Raw genomic sequence first — 16,308 nt, forward strand, 5'->3', positions numbered from 1 at the left:
AGTAGACGGAGCCGGGCCACCTCGGTCGTACCGAGGACGGCCGGGTGGGAGCGCCGCCTACTGCCATGGATTGGTGAAGCCTTCCGGAATCAACTGGTCGAACATCGCCTTCATCCCCTCCGACAGCCGCAGCAACTCGAAACACGAGCCGATCGGCCCACCTTCGAGATAGGCGAACTCCATCCCGACCCCCTCGAACCTGCCGCGCCCGGCGATCGCGATACCTCCGGCACGAGCCTCGGCGAGCGCGGCGTCGAAATCGTCGGGCACCCAGGCGGCGTGGTGCAGTCCGGGACCGACGCGATCGAGATGCTCGGAGTACAGGCTCACGCCGCCACGCGGTTCGATCAGCTCCACCTGTTGCCCACCCGCGTAACCGAGCGCCACGCTGATCGTGTAATCAGCTGGCACACCATGTAATTCGGCCGAGGCGGGGCCGAAGTGCACGTCCGGAACGGTGAACCAATGCGCGACCCCGTACCGCGCGGTGAACGCATCCCGCGCCGCGGCCAGGTCGCGCACCACCCAGCACAGCTGAAAGATCGGGCCACCGGCGATCATCGGCGGCCACCGATGCGGCTCATCAGGCTCGGAAACCACCGGTAGGCGGCGACGACCGCCCGGTTGTAGCGCGGAAACACGATGTACTGCTTGTTCTTGCGCATGCCGCGCAGTACGTACTCGGCGGCCCGCTCGGAGCTGATCATCCCGATCGGCATGCGGCGCGGGGACCCCCGATACGAATAGCCCGGCAGGTTGACCCCTGAATCGACGATGTCGGTCGCTACTCGCCCCGGTACGGCGACGCTCACCTTCACCCCGGCCGCGGCCGCCTCGACGCGCAGCGAGGTACTCAATCCGACCACCGCGTGCTCGGTCATCGCGTACGCGGCCGACGGCGTCACCGGTGTCACTCCCGCGAGCGACGCCATATTCACGATGTGCCCGAAGCCCTGCGCGCGCATCAGCGGGTAGGCGTGCCGCGTCCCGTGCACCACGCCCCAGAGGTTCACATCCACGATCCGCTGCCACTGCGACAAGGAAGTCTGGTCGGCGGCGCCGCCGAGGCGGATGCCCGCGTTGTTGAACAAGTAGTCGATGCGTCCCAGCTCGGTCGCGGCGCCGTAGATCAGGCGGCGCACCTGCTCGTCGTCGGAAATGTCGACGACCTGCGTGTGGATCCCGGTGTCCGCGGCCAGCGCCACCAGTCCGGCGGCGTCGATGTCGGCAGCCACGACCGCGACGCCCTGCGCGGCCAGGCTGCGGCACAGAGCGGCGCCAAGACCGGACGCGGCCCCGGTGACCACCGCCACATTATCCACGATGTATAATTAAGCATCTGTGTTTAACATCGTCAATACTCGTGTTTAGTACAGTGCGGATATGCCGAGCGACGATTCGCGCACCGCTTTGCTCGACGCCGGGGAACGCCTCATCGCCGAGCGCGGCGTCGACGTGCCGTTGCGCGACATCGCCGCCGCTGCGGGCCAGCGCAACAACTCGGCCGTGCACTACTACTTCGATTCCCGCAACGGACTGATCGAAGCCATCGTCGAGCGGCGGATGAACTGGCTGGAACAGCGGCGCATGCAATTGCTGGCCGCGCATGAGGCCGACGGTGGCGCCAACGACCTGCCCATGCTCGTCGCCATGCTCGCGACGCCGATCCTGGAGCTGCTCCGCGACGACCGGGTAACCCACCTGGGCCGGTTCCTGGAAGTGGTGCGAACCCATCCGGCGGTGGCGGACGCGCGCCGCCTCGCCGGAGCCGACCGCGCGGCGGTCCGCATCATCGCCACCCGGCTCGACGCCGCACTGCGGGGCTTGCCGCACCGCCTGCGCAGACAGCGCCTGGAGACCATGGCCACCGTCATGTTCGCCTTGATCGCCGACTACGAGCGCACCCTCGAATCCGGCGTCCGTATCGCCCGCCCCGAGGACGCGGCGGAGATCGTGGACATGATCGTCGCCATGCTCACCGTGCCCGCCCGCGCCCACACGGCGTCCGCACCGGGACGCTGACAGCGCCGCGAGCAGCACACCGCTACCGCTGCCCGCGGCAGGCAGCGCGGCACAGGCGGCGGACGAGCCGCGCCGCCCGTGCGCCGGTCCGTTACCCGTCACGCCGACGATTCCCTTGTCGCGGCGTTGCTCAGCCCGCTGTCCGCCGCGCTGGGATTCCATACCCATGGGCTGCGGTCAGCTGCCGATTGCCATGCGCGCCGGTCGTTTCCGGGAATCTGCGGTGCAGGCGGTCGAAATAGCGACGCACGGTACATAGTTCGGACTGCAGTTGCTGTCGCACGGCGGGATCACCGCGATGCGCGAATCCGATTTCCCGCGTCAGCGTTCGCGCTCGCACGGTAAGCAACTCCAGGAACACCCGAGCCTGGGCGAGGTTGGCGTCTTCTTCCATCCGGTAGGCAGATCTGTCGTTCATACTGTGTCGCCCGGTGCTCCCCGCGCCGTGGTCCTCGGTCTATCGGGAGTAGGTCACGATGCTAGCCGAGCGGCCGCCCTGCGGGTGGCGAAAACAAAACCGGCCCTTCGGCTCGTGGCGGCGCCCAGGCGAATCCTGGTGGAGTGGGCCGTGGGGAAGACAAATGCCCCGCGTCCGGACACCTACCGGGGCGTATCGTGACCGTATGGGCGTCATCGGGGAACTGTTTCCGGGTAAGAAACTGGCCCACGAGGGCAGTGAAGCCGGCGACGGGCAGGCACACACTCCCCGGTTCGACATCGATCTCGACACCGGAGTGGTGCGGGTGCCGCGTGCGGCCGATCCAGCCGTCGGCAAGCGCCCGGATGACGGACCGTCCCAAGCCTAAGTCCGTGCCTGGACGTCCATGGTTCGGTCCGCCGCGTTCGAACGGCTCGCCCCTTGGCGGTGCATGGCCACTGTGCGGCCGATTCGCCGTGACCTACGGCGCCATGGAGGCCGAGGCGCGCCGCCTGGCCCGGGAACAGGCGGACGCCACCGACTTCGCCGCCGCGGCATCGTCGGCTCCGACTACCTCGGCGCGACCTTCCACGACAATCTCGGGCTACCGCCACTGCCGGACTGACCCGCACTATATGCGCAGACCACGACGCCCCGGTGCAGGAACCGGCACCGGGGCGGGCAGCGTCACATGCCGCTAGCGGGTGAGTGCGGGCGCGGGCGTCGCCGGGCGGTGCCCAGAGCTGTCGCCCTCCAGCGGGTTCGCTGGATTCCGGACCCAGGTGACGTTCGCGACCAGATCATCGTCGAACACCAGTTGGTCCCACAGCAGCTGGTCGCTGTCCGTAGCCGTTGGCTGCTCCTGCGTGCGCGGCTGTTCGGTGGCTTCCTGGTGTGCCGGCGCGACAGGCTCCGGAGTGATGAACCGCCACACCGCCTGCATCGGGCTGAGGCCGTATCGGCGGGTACCTTGGGCGATCGCGGCCACCGCGGCGCCGGAGGTCATCACGCCCACGGCCAAGGCCACCGGTGTCAAACTGGCACTGGAGATCCGGCGCCCCTCCGCCGCCGGCGCGATCGTCCCACTGGTGTCGAAGACCCGCAGCAGCCCCGAACTGAAGCCATCGCCCTGATCGATCAGGAGGCGCAGGTCCGCCCCCTTGCCATCGAGGTACAGCAGCATGGCGAGCACGAGAATCGCCACGGCCGCACTGGAACCCATCACCAGGCGCGCGAGTATCGGGGTACGCAGCCGCGCATGCGCTACGACTGCGAAAACGGTCGTGACCATCGCCGCGCTCGCGACCAAACCCCAGCCACCGACGATGCTCACCTCACGAAGCTTCGAGGTCGACCACGCGTCGAAGCCATCGGTGAACCCGTTGATCCGGCCGAAGGCGTCGGAGCCGACCTTTCCACCGCCTCCGGACGCCGAGATCCACGGCTGGAACAGCAAGACGAAGCCGGCCGCGCTCGCGGCGGCGGCACACAGAAAGCCCCAGTTCGATCGAAGAGCCGGCCCCCGTCGTGTTGTCGCGCCGGGTGCCGGGTGATCGGCGCCGCGGCCGCGGCGGTATCGCGCTTCGGACACTTGCCAGGGGGTTGGTTGAACCATTGCTCCAGTTTCGCCATGTTGCGTGAATTGCACTGCCGCCCAGGGTGATAACGCACAAATTGCCCTGAAGGTAGAAATATCGCAACTTCTCGATGAGGTGGAATTCGAAGGGCGCCATCGGCCATCGACGAATTCACCGTAAGCGCCTCGCCGAAAGGGGACAAGCGTGATCGATCTCCCACGCGTTGTCGCAGCTCCCAGCGATGCGGGGAGCAGATGTGATCCAACCCGCCGGTAACATTTCGTCACCGGCGCGATCTTGACTTTTGCCGCTCATTCCGGTTGTGGGCCGCTGAATTTCCGGTGCACCGGAGCTTCGCCGAGCGCGACCGAGCGATATTACTGTGACAGGCCTAACAAGCCGAGCCTGGGACTTCGATCACAATTCCCAGTGTCGAGAAGTCGCCGCGAACAACCCTTTCACGGCGACAGCAGCCGCCCAGAGGCGCACACCGCTCAGTGCCCTTCTGTCGCCGCACGGGCGTCCACGACCGTGCGGGCGATCTCCGCGAGACGCTCGGGCACAACCTCGACCGCCCCGTCCGCATCGACCACGACCGCGGTGGGATAGAGGTCGCGCAGCAGATCAGGCCCACCCGTCGCGGTATCGTCCTCGGCAGCGTCGAACAGCGCCTCCACCGCCATCCGCAGCGCCTCCTGCTGCTCGATATCGCCGCGGTAGGTCTTTTTCAGCGACGACTTCGCGAACACCGAACCCGAACCGACCGCGGTATAGCCGAAACGCTCCTCATAACGACCGCCCACCGCGTCGTACGACACGATCCGCCCCGCCCGCTCCGGATCCACCGCATCCGTGTCATAGCCGACCAACAGCGGAACCACCGCCATATCCTGCAGGGCCGCAGGCAGATTGGCGCGCACCATCGCCGACAACTTCGTAGCCTTGCCATCGAAGGTCAGCGACGCTCCCTCGATCTTCTCGTAGTGCTCCAGCTCGACCGCGAACAACCGGATCATCTCCAACGCCATCCCCACCGTGCCCGCGAAACCGGCCGCCGAATAGGTATCGGTGATGACGACCTTCTGCATATCGCGCGTCGCCACCATGTGCCCCATCGTGCCCCTGCGGTCACCGGCCAGCAGCACACCACCGCGATAAACGACCGCGACGATCGTCGTCCCGTGCGGCGCGATGTCCGCATCGCCCCCACCACCGACATCCGGGTCGGGCAGCAGTTGTGGCGCATACCGGCGCAGGCACTCCGAGAACGAGGCCGCCGGATACCGCAGACCGAGCGGCAGGTGACTGTCGGACGTCATGGATCACCTTTCCGGGCGGATCGTGCACCACCCGCGAACGCGACACGTACTCCCGCCGACGTTACCGGAACCGCATCACCCCACGCCGCCCATCGAACATGGCCCACCGAAGACCCTGGAACCCATCACCCCCCCGGCAAGCCCCTCCCCGGCGCAGGCGTCCGGAGCATCGATCTCGATGCAGGGGACTGCAGCGCGCGTCGGCCGATAGTTCGGCGCCACACCACCCTGGCGAATCAGCCGCGTATACGCATCGACCGCATCGGTCGGTCGGCGGGCCAACGTCTGATCGGTTTCGCCGAGATCCGATCGACAATCGGCTGATTGACCTCCGCCTCCGCACCCGCGACATAGCCCAGATTGCTGGTCACCATCGCGTCCGGCCGGTGCCGATGGATGACGTCGTATATCTCGTTGTGCGCCTGGGCGATCCGATCCAACATCGCCGGCGCCTCCTCGACGCTGAGCCCGCCCGTGCGCAACTCCGTGCCGACATACGCGGCGGGCTCGTTGAACGTCACCCACAACGGACCCCGCGAGGCATACCGCTGCACCACCTTGCGCGTATTCGCCAGCCAGTCCTCGACCATCCCCGGATTGCGCCACCCGCCACGATCCAACGCCCATCCCGGATACACCCAGTGATCCAAGGTCAGCATCGGCCGCATCCCCGCCGCCAGAATCCGGGCGATCACATTGTCGTAGAAACCGAACGCCGCCTCGTCCCAGGTGCCCGGCGTGGGCTGCAACCGCGCCCACTCGATGCCCACCCGGTAGACCCGCACACCCAACCGCGCCGCCAGATCGATATCGGTGATGTAGCGGCCGGTGAAGTCCACCGAATCGCGGTACGGATCGGCCGTCGCACCCGACGCGATGTAGCGCGACCAGTTGCTGTCAGGCGCATGACCTTCGGACTGAAACCCCGACGACGCCACCCCCCACAAAAAGTCCGTCTCGAACGGCGTCACTTCCCGAGGTGGCTGAGCAGCGGAAACGCCGGACACCATCAGCATCGTCGCCGCGGCGGACAGCGCGGCGAACCCGCGACGGGAACTGGGCGTACGCATCGCCGTAGCGTAACTGGATGATTGCTGTGTTTTGGTGCATGTATCCGCGTGTCGCCGGTCGCGAAACCGACACGATCCGTGCTCGATACCGCCGTGCCGACTCCACGCCCCCCGGAGGCAGCGGCCCGGCCCTGCGGTTCGCCCACTCAGCGCCTCATCGCGATGCGGAACCGCACGCGCCACCATCTGTCGCCGCCGCATTCGATGCTCCGCAAGGATTCTCGCCCAACTCACCGCCGAGAACTGATGCGACCGCGGCAACGTCGCGAGCGGGGCCGGCACCGAGCCGCCGCTGGGTTCCGTGAACGACAACCGGCCCCATCCTCCCCGCGCGTCCTCGCGAAACGCCGCAGGCCGCGCCAGGAGCGCAGCAATTGACCGCGCGCATCCGCCGCCGATCGACCAGACTTGCCGGGTGACCAGATACGCATTCGATGCCGACCGCACCGCCCTCGTCGCCATCTGGGCGACCGGACGAGGCGACCTCGCCCAAACGGTGGCCACGCTGCCCCCGCCTGTGACCACGGACCAGGCAACCGATCTGGCGTCGAACCTGACCACCCTGTCGCGGTTCCAGTGGCGCACCTACACCCATCCGGCCAGCGCCGCGGGCGACCCCGACATCCCCAACAGCGAAGCGTGGCGGCGCGCCGAGGAACGCAGGAACTTCAAAGAAGTCGAAGCAGGGCTGCGCAGCCCCAACTTGCCCACCGACGAAGGCCTCCTCGTTTCCTACAGCGGAGTAGTCGAATCCGCCCACCGCATCGGACGCACCCTGCACGACATCGACGACGACGCCCTGCGCGACACCCTCATCGCCGAAGTACGCGCGGAACAGGCAGCCATCGAATCCGCCGAACGCGGCGACCTCTCCGGCCGCGCCCGCCAAGCCGTCGAACTGTCCCGCCCCGACGTGTCCCCGGCCCAAGTCCACGCCGCCGACGCACTCCTGCGCGCCGACCCGCTCGGCACCATCGAACTGTTCACCGAACTCGACCCGGCTTCCGCTTCGGTCGCCGCCGCACACTGGCTGTACGCCGCGGCAGAGGTCGCCGGCGAGACCGCGAACGTACCCACCACCGATGTCGTCGCCGAAGCCGACGACATCGAAGCACTCCAAGTCGAGACCCCCACCCTCGTCCTCGAACGACTCGCTGCGGGCGACACCCCCACCGAGGTCGTCCTCGAACTGATCGCCGAAGCCGTGGCCGTGCACGAAGGCCGCGTCCCGGCCCCGTGGGGCCTCGTCGCCCGGGTCGCCGAAATCGAAGCGCAGGCACACCGATTCGGCGTCGACGCCGACACGCGAGAGGCGATGCTCACCGGCTTCCGCATCAGCCGCCTCGACCCCGCCCGCCCCGCCCTCGACCTCCTGGAGGACCTCCTCGACGGCATCCGCGGCTGCCTGCTGCTCTACGCCGCGCACACCGACGGCGACGACGCCGAATCCCGGTTCACCACCGACGTCCGCCTCGAAGCCGACGCCGACCCGGAAGATCTCCTCTAGCCCCATGACAGCGCGCATCGCGGGGCATGAACACCGTGCCCCGCTCCGCCCGGCGCACCGTCGCTACGGCACTCGCGACACGGCCACCGCCGACTCGGTGAGGCTACCCAGATACAGCGCGCCGTCCTGCTCGACCACACCGGTCACCATCGAGTAATCCGTTCCTTCGACTTGCAGATCGTGCACGACCTTGCCGTCGAAATCGACCGCCATCACCCACACCGTTCGCGTCGGCTTCGGCTGCACCCACGCCGGTAGCTCCCACACGATGCGCCGCAGAATGCCCGGCAATGGAAGAAGGCGGTCCAGCAAGGGATTTCGCGGTGAAGGAAGCGTGATCCAGACCAAGCCGTCGCTGCCGAGACCCATGTTGTCCGGGAATCCGGGCAGGTTCTCGATCAGCCGGTCCCACGTTCCCGCCTTCGGGCCGGTCAGCCAGTAGCGAGTCACCCGGTAGCCACCGGTCTCGGCGACCAGCACGCAGGAACGGTCGGGTGCCAGGACGACGCCGTTGGCGAACTGGAGATCGTCTATCAGCGTCTGCACCGAGCCCGAGGGACCGCGCCGGAACAGGCGGCCCGTGCCGGAGTGTTCCAGGATGTCGCCCATGTACTCGGCCAGGGAGTACCGCCGGGACGACGACGAGAAGTAAATCGTGCCGTCGGTATCGCGAACGACGTTGCTGGCGAACGGGAGACGCTCACCGTCGACCTCGTCCACCAGCACCGTGAGCGTACCTTCGGCGTCCAACTCCAGCAGTCCGCGCTCGAAATCGCAGATCAGCACGCGACCATCGGCGTCGGCGTGCAGACCCAGCGGACGGCCACCGGTGTTCGCGAGCTCGCGCACGTCGCCGGCCGCCGGATCGATGCTGAGAATCGAGCCGTCATCGGTGCCCGCGACGATCCTGCCGTCGGGGGAGAACACCACGTCCTCGGGGCCCGTTCCGGGCAGTTCGATCCTTCTGACCTCGGGAAGGGGTGGAATGCTACGAGTCTGACGGGCGCGGGCCGGAGGGGGAGGCGGCGTCCAGCGCTGCGGCCGCATTGTCGTGGCGAGCATGGGGATCAGCGTAGCCGGGGGAGTGCGGAATTCTTCGAGGAAACGACGCCAGTAGGGCAGAGCGGTTCTGGTCGGAGGCGAGCAGGCCGGAAGCCGAATGGATCTTCGCCGATGATCGACGGTATGCAGAGAACAAAATCATTTGCTTACGTAGATATTCGCATCTAACCATGTATCCACGACTGGTCCCGCCGCCATCGCGATCGCCTGCGGCGGACACGGTTTCAGGTGCTGTTTGTCAGGGCTGGTGGGTGATGGTGTACCAGAGGATGGCGAGCGTGCCGAGCGTGAAAAGCGGTGACACGATCCAGATTTCGACCTTGTTGCCGGTTCGATCGATGATCGGGAAACTGACGCGGATGTCGAACGGCCAGAACAGGCGGCAACCGCGGTCGGTGAGACAGTCGCCGAGCAAGTGGGCCAACGCGCCCAATCCCACCGCGAAGGGCAGCCAGACCGGCTTGTCGGCGATCCAGTGTTCCATTGCGAAGGTGCCTCCCGTGGCGAGAACCACGATCGGCCCCCACGACTTGAAGCCGTTGCCGGACGGGCACAGATGCAGCGCACGCACGGCCAAGGCCAATAGGAAGAAGACCAGGCTCAGGGTGAACCAGCGCCCCAGCCAATGCTCGCCCGCCCAGGTTCCGAATGCGACGGCCGCGACGAACGTCAAAGAATGCGTGGCGTGGCGATGGCCACCCGAGATCCACGAAATAAGCTGGCATGCGATATGCGTAATCGGACCTAAGGCGTGTGCGATCGTGCCGTCAGGATGGTCCGCATCCGGCAGTAGCGCGGCCCCCGCGGTGAGAAACACTCCCAGCAGCAGATCGACGGTCCCGAGATGCCCCGTCGCATCCTGCAGAGCCGGATAGGTCAGGACGGTAACCGGGAGCACCGCCGCTGCCGCTGACCAGGCCAACGCGCCACTGGTCGCATGTGAATGTCCGAGCACCGCTCGAACATTAGTTCAGCCTCCGATCCGTACGCGAATAGCGTTGTGCGGTAGAGCAAGCCCGGTGAGGGTTCGGGTAAGCCGAACCGTTTGTCCGGAATCGGCCTCGCGCGCTTGTCTTTTGCGGGCTGCGGATCGACCGATTCGGGGGAGAAGGCTCGACGGTGGGGCAGGGAAGTGCTTGTCGTCGGGCTGAGGGCGCGGGAAGGGGCGCGGGAAGGGGAGCGGCGCGGGAAGCGTGGTGCTCTCGGAGGTCACCCGAACACTTCACGCGAGTATGGCAGTTCAACTTGACGCATGGCTTACATAACATTTAGATACGTAAATCTGCGTATATATGCATGTAACTCAACACAAATGTCCGGAATTCGTCCACCATTACGTCTCGAGAACCACAAGGAGAAGGTGGATGGACGCGATCGTGCCCCGGGGGAGCACGCAGGCGGGTCCACGAGTTGAACCATGGTGCGTCGCCGTCGGCATGCAGTCCGACGAGGACCGCAACAGCGTCGCATTCCACCAGTGAACCGGTGGCTGCTTGTTTCCCAGAGGTGGGGAATCAGGCGTCCTGCCCGCGCCTACGCTGCATCGCGTAGCGCGACCTGATCGATTGCTGCGCTCTCGATCCGAGCCTGGCGAGGGTGCATGGCAACTGGCTGGTTTCGGCCAGGTCGGCTCGAGTAGCGGTAGGCCATGTGTAGGAGGTTGCGGTGGGTAGGGGTCGCGGAGTCCATCTGTGCGGCAGCGTGCCGTTGACGGATGCCCGGACGGTTTTCTCGGAAGCGGCGCGCCGGATCGGGACCCGGTTGAAGCGCATTCCGGACGGGGAGACCGCTGTGCGCGACAACTGGGTGGTCTGGCAACTGCCCAAGATGCAAGCGCATCCGGACTTGGAAACCGTTCCGCCACCGAGTCCGGAATACGGGCCCAGTGAACGAGTGCAACCCAAGCCAGGTGTGGATGCAGCATCGATCGACTTCGGTCCGTTGGGGTACGCGGACGCCGCTCTCGAGTCATGGCAAGTGTTCCGCCAGCTGCGCGAGGACGGCGCGATCCCGGAGGGCACCCGGTTCCAGGTGTGCCTGCCGACACCGATCGCGGTGATCGGGGCGTTCGTCGCGGGACCGCAGGGGGAGTTGGAGCGCAGGTACGAGGCGCAATTGCTCGCGGAGCTCGCCATCATCCTGGATGGCATTCCGGGTGCGGACCTTGCGGTGCAATGGGATACCGCGGTGGAGTTCGCGATCTTCGAGGGCGTGTTCCCATCCTGGTTCGGAACCGACTATCCGACCCAGCTCGAGGAAGTGGGGAAGCGGCTCGTCCGGCTGGGCGCCGCGGTACCCGAACCGGTCGAACTCGGCTATCACCTCTGCTATGGCGACTTCGGCCACCGCCACTTCGCCGAACCCGTCGACACCGGCCGGCTGGCCGCCGTCGCAGGCCGTATCGTGGCTGGGCTGGATCGACCCGTGCAGTGGATCCACCTGCCGGTCCCGCGCTCGCGCACCGACGCCGAGTACTTCAAACCCCTTGCCGACCTTGCTCTTCCAGCTGCAACCGACCTCTATCTCGGCCTGGTCCACGCTACCGACGGCCGAGCGGGAGCATTGCAACGCATCGAAGCCGCCCGCACCGCGGTAACCGACTTCGGCATCGCCACCGAGTGCGGCATGGGCCGCCGTCCGGCAGACCAGATTCCGGCCCTGTTCGACCTCCACGCCGAGCTGGCCGACGCACTGTCCTGATCGTCTCGGTGCCGGACCATCATGCGGGGTTGGTCCGGCACCGAGACCAGGGCGGGGGAAACGGCCGGTGTGATCCGGTCAGGTGCGGCCTTACTTGACATAATGTAGATTATCGGCGCAAATTTCGGCATGGCTGGCGTGCGGGCTGTGCTGCTGTGCGATGTGCGTTTGCCGTCATCGCTCGATCGTTCGTCTCGGTCTGCTCGGGCTGGCTGCTGGATTCCCGCGTGAGCCATGTCGCCGCGTTGTGATCCGCACATCCGTGGCAGGATCTTTGCGGTAATGGAAACCGTCTCCGTTTGCGAATATTGCGAACTTCGAGTGGTTCAGACCGCGTCGCCGAGTGTGCTGTGTCCAGCGGTGGCGACGACGGTGCCGTGTTCGCTGATCAGCCATTGGCCGCAGATGCAGCGCAGGTAGCGCACGGGGCCGTGTGCGGAGATCGGGACGGGTGCGGGCCAGGAGCAGGCAGGGCAGGCGGCGATCATGATCTCAGCCTGATGTAATGGCTTTGTGCATTTCAACCCTTACGGTGGAGCGGCGGCCGAGTTGGCCGCCCGGTTGGTGAACGCGGAGCCGGAGCAAGACCTGATCCGGTTGCTGGATGAATCCGGGTACAAGCCGCTCGGGTCGTTGAATGCCCGCCAGCTCGCCGAACTGCGGCGGTGGATAGACAGGCTCGACGAGGTTTTCGGTAACCCCGGCGTGGAGTTGCTCAACGCGCTGCTGGCGGAGACCACCAGTCAGCCGTATATCTCCACGCACGACGGACGCAAGCCGCACCTGCACTACGCGCGTGAGGATGCGCCGATGGATGAGCGGGTGAAGGCGTATACCGCGGCGGGGCTGGCGGAACTGTTCTGCGAGGATTCGAACCGTATCGGGCGCTGCGCCCGGGCCGGTTGCGGGCTGGTGTTCATCGACACCTCCCGCAATGGGCGGCGCCGGTTCTGCTCGACGCGTTGCTCGAATCGGGTGCACGTCGCCGAGCATCGCACGCGCCGCTCGGCCTGAGACGAGTCGTCGCCCCGGATCGCCTGTTGACCGAGGGCGGTCTTGGGATGGCCGGTGAGTATTGCGAATTTGCTGGATTCCTCTCCCCTGGCCCCGGGGGCCCTGGTCGCATAGAAACGTCACTGTGATGAAACGAGTGGTACTGGTATGCGGTGATGCTGCTCGGTGGATTCTGTTTTGCGGGCCAGTGATTGGTGAGTGGCTCTGGTTGTCGGGTCCAGTTGTGGGCAGGCTGGGGCGATGCTGGTTCGTCGGTTGATCGCGTTGTATGTCGGGTTGTGGTTGTACGGGTTTTCGATGGCGGTGATGGTGCGGGCTGGGCTGGGCCTGGATCCGTGGGATGTGTTCCATCAGGGAGTCGCGCGGCATGTGCCGATCAGTTTCGGTGCGGTGACGGCGATTACCGGTGTCGTGGTGCTGCTGGCGTGGATTCCATTGCGGCAGTTGCCTGGTCTCGGCACGGTCAGCAATGTCGTGGTGATCGCGTTGTCGGTGGATGCGGGGTTGGCGTGGCTGCCGTCGTGGGATTCGCTTGCGGTGCGGGTGGGTGCGATGGGTGTCGCGGTGGTGCTGAACGCGGTGGCGAGTGTGTTGTACATCGGGGCCGGTATGGGTCCGGGGCCGCGAGATGGGTTGATGACTGGACTGGTTCGGCGGACCGGTGAATCGGTGTGGGTGGTGCGCACGGCGATCGAGGTGACGGTGTTGGCGATCGGGTGGGTTCTCGGCGGCAGCGTCGGTATCGGAACTCTGGTGTACGCCTTCGGGATCGGCCCGCTGATTCATCTGATGATTCCCACGGCGAATCGGTTCTTGCCGGGATTCGCTCCCGCGAACGCGGAGGCTGTCGCCAGCGGGACGACCGCGGGTACCTCGAGCGTGTAGCTCGCTCCCCCTTTGGCGAGCAATCGGTTCGCCGCTGGGTGCGGACGATTTCCGGTACGTCCGGGAAATGTGGTGATATCTGCTCTATTGCGCGATGTGGTCGCCACCGATGTGGTCGCCGCTGGTGCTCGGCCTGTGTTGCCGCGGATCCCCAAACATAGAGCACTATACGGAAATGACGGGCCCGGTTAGCCTGTGGGGAGCGACCCGGCAGAAGGTGAAATCCATGAGTGCTCGCACTATTGCCCGGCAGTGCACGTTGTGCGAGGCGCACTGCGGAATCCTGGTCACGGTCGAGGGTGACCGGGTGAGGCGGATCGAAGGTAATCCGGCGGACGTGCTGTCGAACGGGTACATCTGCCCGAAGGCGACGGCGATGGGCGGGTTGCATCACGACCCGGATCGGTTGCGTACTCCGGTGCGGCGGGTGGGTTCGTCGTTCGAGCCGATCGGTTGGGACGAGGCGTTCCGGGAGATCGGGCGGCGGTTGCGGGAGGTGCGCCGTGCGCATGGGAACAGCGCGATCGGCATGTATCTGGGTAATCCGGCGGCGCACAGTTCGTCGGTGCTGTATGCGGTGATGTTGCGTGCGGTGTTGTTGACGAGGAATTTCTTCTCGGCGTCGTCGATCGATCAGTTCCCGCAGGAGTTCGTGGCCTGGCGGATGTTCGGCTCGAATGTGCTGATGCCGGTGACCGATATCGATCGGACCGATCGGCTGGTGATTCTGGGGGCGAATCCCGCGGTCTCCAATGGGTCGATCACCACCATGCCGAATGCGAAGCAGCGGATTCGTGAGGTGCGCAGGCGCGGCGGGAAGGTGGTGGTGATCGACCCGCGGCGGACCGAGACGGCGCGGTTGGCCGATCAGCACGTCGCGGTGTGCCCGGGTGGTGACGTGTATCTGCTGCTGGCGATGTTGCATGTGCTGGTCGTCGAGGAGCTGTGTGACGCGAAGGCGGTTCGCGCGGCAGGTACGGGGTGGGAGCAGTTGCGTGCGCTGGTGGCCGAGGCGGAGCCGGAGCGAATGGCGCCGTACGCGGGTGTGGGTGCGGAGACGATTCGGGAGTTCGCACGGGAGCATGCGGCGGCGCGGTCGGCGGTGCTGTACGCGCGGATCGGGGTGTGTCAGCAGGTGACTGGCACGCTGACGCATTGGTTGGTGAACGCGATCAACGCGGTGACGGGCAATCTGGATCGGCCGGGTGGGCAGATGTTCGCGACGCCGCCGATCGACGCAGCGCGGTATGCGAAGTATCTGCCGATGGGGTACGGGGCGTGGACGGATCGGTCCGGAATGTACAAGTCGTTCCGTTCGGAGTTGCCGGTGGCGGCGTTGGCGGAGGAGATCCTGACCGAGGGCCCGGGGCGGATCCGGGCGATGATCACGTATGCGGGCAATCCGGTGTTGTCGACGCCGCAGCGCGGTCAGTTGGGTGCGGCGCTGGATTCGCTGGATTTCTATGTGGCGGTGGACATGTACGTCACGGAGACGACGCGGCACGCCGACATCATCTTGCCGCCGATTTCGCCGTTGGAGCGCGAGGACGTCAACATCCTGTTCCCGCTGTTCAGTGTGCGGAACAACCTGCGTTTCGATGCGCGGGTGTTCGAGCCGCCCGCGGACGGGTTGGAGGATTGGCAGATCATGGCGCGGTTGATCACCGAGATGGTGCCGTTGCCCGCGCGCCGGTTCACCGGGCGGGTGCTGAATGCGGTGTTCGATCGGATCAGTCCGGTGCGGGTGGCCGCGGCCGGGGTGGCGACGGGCCCGTATGGGGTGTTGCGGCGTGGTCGTAAGGGGTTGACGGTGGGTAAGGCGCGTGCGGCGGCTGGGGGGATCGATCTGGGACCGCTGCGGCCTCGGCTGCGGTCGTTGATCGGGACGAAGGATCGGAAGGTGTGTTTGGCGCCGGAGGAATTCGTGGCTGCCGCGCGGGAGGTGCTGGCGGATGCGCGGGACGGGAAGGCGCTGACGACACCGGCGGAGGGCTTCGATTTGAAGTTGATCGGTCGCCGTCATCTGCGCAGTAACAATTCGTGGCTGCACAATGTGCCTGCGATGGTGAAGGGGCGGGATCGGTGCACGGCGCTGATGCATCCGCAGGACGCGGCCGCTCGCGGGTTGGGTGACGGCGAGCGGGTGACGGTGCGTTCGCGGACCGGGTCGATCGTGGTGCCGTTGGAGGTCAGTGACGATATCCGGGTCGGCACGGTCGCGATTCCGCATGGGTGGGGTCATCAGGAGCCGGGTGTCGGCTGGACGGTGGCGGCAGCATTGCCGGGGGCGAATGTGAACTTGTTGCATGATCCGGCGTTGACAGACATGTTCTCGGGGGCCGCGGCGGTGAACAACACGTGGGTGGCGGTGACGCGCGGGCCCGTCGAATCGGCTGATCGCGATCAGGTGAGCGAGCGGGACCCCGCGCCGAACGCCTGACGTGGCACGGTGCGCCGCCGGTGTCAGCGCGCCTGCACCGTGACCCGGTAGCCGAGGCGGAGTTCCCTGCCGATGTGGGCGGCTCCGCCGAGATGCAGCCAGCGGTGTGTGCCGCCGCGTGGATCGGGCAGGTAGCTCGCTTCGGCATGTGCCACGCCGAACGGGAACACGCCGGAGGCCGAAGTGGCGACCGCGGTCATCAGGAATGCTTCGGCCCAGACGTGTGGTTCGGGTGCGTCGTCGGATAGGGCGGCGGCGTCGGGGAGGAAGAAGCCGAATGGTCGGGGTGGTGCG

Annotated in this window: 17 protein-coding genes; 7 read left to right on the plus strand and 10 right to left on the minus strand. The window is 66.5% G+C overall.

Translation table 11 applies throughout. The annotated features are described in order from the left end of the window. Positions 1-57 precede the first annotated feature (57 nt). Both AB0M45_RS26340 and AB0M45_RS26345 read right to left on the minus strand, forming a co-directional pair. Entirely contained in the window at positions 58-561 is a 504-nt protein-coding gene (locus AB0M45_RS26340) for a VOC family protein (RefSeq protein WP_364334593.1), read from the minus strand. Next, positions 558-1,322, minus strand: coding sequence for an SDR family NAD(P)-dependent oxidoreductase (locus AB0M45_RS26345; RefSeq protein WP_364334596.1), 765 nt, complete (start codon positions 1,320-1,322; stop codon positions 558-560). Before AB0M45_RS26345 ends, AB0M45_RS26340 begins: the two co-directional genes overlap by 4 nt. A gap of 61 nt (positions 1,323-1,383) precedes the next feature. On the opposite strand from AB0M45_RS26345, the gene AB0M45_RS26350 reads away from it, so the two are divergent. After that, positions 1,384-2,022 carry a TetR family transcriptional regulator gene (locus tag AB0M45_RS26350; protein ID WP_364334599.1) on the plus strand — a complete coding sequence of 213 codons (639 nt, stop codon included), beginning with the start codon at positions 1,384-1,386 and terminating at the stop codon, positions 2,020-2,022. A 130-nt stretch (positions 2,023-2,152) separates the two neighbouring features. Here the strand turns inward: AB0M45_RS26350 and AB0M45_RS26355 are convergent, their stop codons facing one another. Continuing rightward, a complete protein-coding gene (locus tag AB0M45_RS26355; protein ID WP_364334602.1) occupies positions 2,153-2,440 on the minus strand; it encodes a hypothetical protein in 288 nt (95 codons plus the stop codon). A gap of 205 nt (positions 2,441-2,645) precedes the next feature. Here AB0M45_RS26355 and AB0M45_RS26360 point away from each other — a divergent pair, with 205 nt between their 5' ends. Next, the gene (locus AB0M45_RS26360; protein WP_364334605.1) at positions 2,646-2,828 is read left to right on the plus strand and encodes a hypothetical protein; all 183 of its coding nucleotides are present in this window, start codon (positions 2,646-2,648) and stop codon (positions 2,826-2,828) included. A gap of 309 nt (positions 2,829-3,137) precedes the next feature. On the opposite strand, the gene AB0M45_RS26365 is transcribed toward AB0M45_RS26360, so the two are convergent. The 3 genes from AB0M45_RS26365 to AB0M45_RS26375 form a co-directional block, all read right to left on the minus strand. Beyond that, positions 3,138-4,055, minus strand: coding sequence for a hypothetical protein (locus tag AB0M45_RS26365; protein ID WP_364334608.1), 918 nt, complete (start codon positions 4,053-4,055; stop codon positions 3,138-3,140). A 456-nt stretch (positions 4,056-4,511) separates the two neighbouring features. Then, the gene (gene prcB, locus AB0M45_RS26370) at positions 4,512-5,336 is read right to left on the minus strand and encodes a proteasome subunit beta (RefSeq protein ID WP_364334611.1); all 825 of its coding nucleotides are present in this window, start codon (positions 5,334-5,336) and stop codon (positions 4,512-4,514) included. A gap of 236 nt (positions 5,337-5,572) precedes the next feature. Continuing rightward, entirely contained in the window at positions 5,573-6,406 is an 834-nt protein-coding gene (locus AB0M45_RS26375) for a family 1 glycosylhydrolase (protein ID WP_364334614.1), read from the minus strand. Between the two features lie 415 nt (positions 6,407-6,821). Here AB0M45_RS26375 and AB0M45_RS26380 point away from each other — a divergent pair, with 415 nt between their 5' ends. Further along, positions 6,822-7,913, plus strand: coding sequence for a hypothetical protein (locus AB0M45_RS26380; RefSeq protein WP_364334617.1), 1,092 nt, complete (start codon positions 6,822-6,824; stop codon positions 7,911-7,913). 63 nt (positions 7,914-7,976) lie between these two features. Here the strand turns inward: AB0M45_RS26380 and AB0M45_RS26385 are convergent, their stop codons facing one another. Both AB0M45_RS26385 and AB0M45_RS26390 read right to left on the minus strand, forming a co-directional pair. After that, the gene (locus AB0M45_RS26385; protein WP_364334620.1) at positions 7,977-8,975 is read right to left on the minus strand and encodes an SMP-30/gluconolactonase/LRE family protein; all 999 of its coding nucleotides are present in this window, start codon (positions 8,973-8,975) and stop codon (positions 7,977-7,979) included. A gap of 238 nt (positions 8,976-9,213) precedes the next feature. After that, positions 9,214-9,930: a metal-dependent hydrolase gene (locus tag AB0M45_RS26390; protein ID WP_364334623.1), complete on the minus strand. Its 717-nt coding sequence runs from the start codon at positions 9,928-9,930 to the stop codon at positions 9,214-9,216. A gap of 710 nt (positions 9,931-10,640) precedes the next feature. Here AB0M45_RS26390 and AB0M45_RS26395 point away from each other — a divergent pair. Beyond that, a complete protein-coding gene (locus AB0M45_RS26395; protein WP_364334626.1) occupies positions 10,641-11,675 on the plus strand; it encodes a hypothetical protein in 1,035 nt (344 codons plus the stop codon). A gap of 326 nt (positions 11,676-12,001) precedes the next feature. Here AB0M45_RS26395 and AB0M45_RS26400 read toward each other — a convergent pair whose 3' ends face one another. Further along, on the minus strand, positions 12,002-12,163 hold the full coding sequence (locus AB0M45_RS26400) for a hypothetical protein (protein WP_364334629.1): 162 nt from the start codon (positions 12,161-12,163) through the stop codon (positions 12,002-12,004). Positions 12,164-12,188: 25 nt separating this feature from the next. Here AB0M45_RS26400 and AB0M45_RS26405 point away from each other — a divergent pair, with 25 nt between their 5' ends. From AB0M45_RS26405 to AB0M45_RS26415, 3 genes are all read left to right on the plus strand, one after another. After that, positions 12,189-12,689 (plus strand): CGNR zinc finger domain-containing protein, encoded by a 501-nt coding sequence (locus AB0M45_RS26405; RefSeq protein ID WP_364334632.1) that lies wholly within the window; start codon positions 12,189-12,191, stop codon positions 12,687-12,689. A gap of 240 nt (positions 12,690-12,929) precedes the next feature. Beyond that, a complete protein-coding gene (locus AB0M45_RS26410) occupies positions 12,930-13,574 on the plus strand; it encodes a hypothetical protein (RefSeq protein ID WP_364334635.1) in 645 nt (214 codons plus the stop codon). Between the two features lie 226 nt (positions 13,575-13,800). Beyond that, the gene (locus AB0M45_RS26415) at positions 13,801-16,014 is read left to right on the plus strand and encodes a molybdopterin oxidoreductase family protein (RefSeq protein WP_364334638.1); all 2,214 of its coding nucleotides are present in this window, start codon (positions 13,801-13,803) and stop codon (positions 16,012-16,014) included. A gap of 23 nt (positions 16,015-16,037) precedes the next feature. Here the strand turns inward: AB0M45_RS26415 and AB0M45_RS26420 are convergent, their stop codons facing one another. Further along, positions 16,038-16,214, minus strand: coding sequence for a hypothetical protein (locus AB0M45_RS26420; protein WP_364334641.1), 177 nt, complete (start codon positions 16,212-16,214; stop codon positions 16,038-16,040). Positions 16,215-16,308 lie beyond the last annotated feature (94 nt).

The sequence above is a fragment of the Nocardia sp. NPDC051787 genome (genome assembly GCF_040681325.1).
Taxonomy (GTDB): domain Bacteria; phylum Actinomycetota; class Actinomycetes; order Mycobacteriales; family Mycobacteriaceae; genus Nocardia.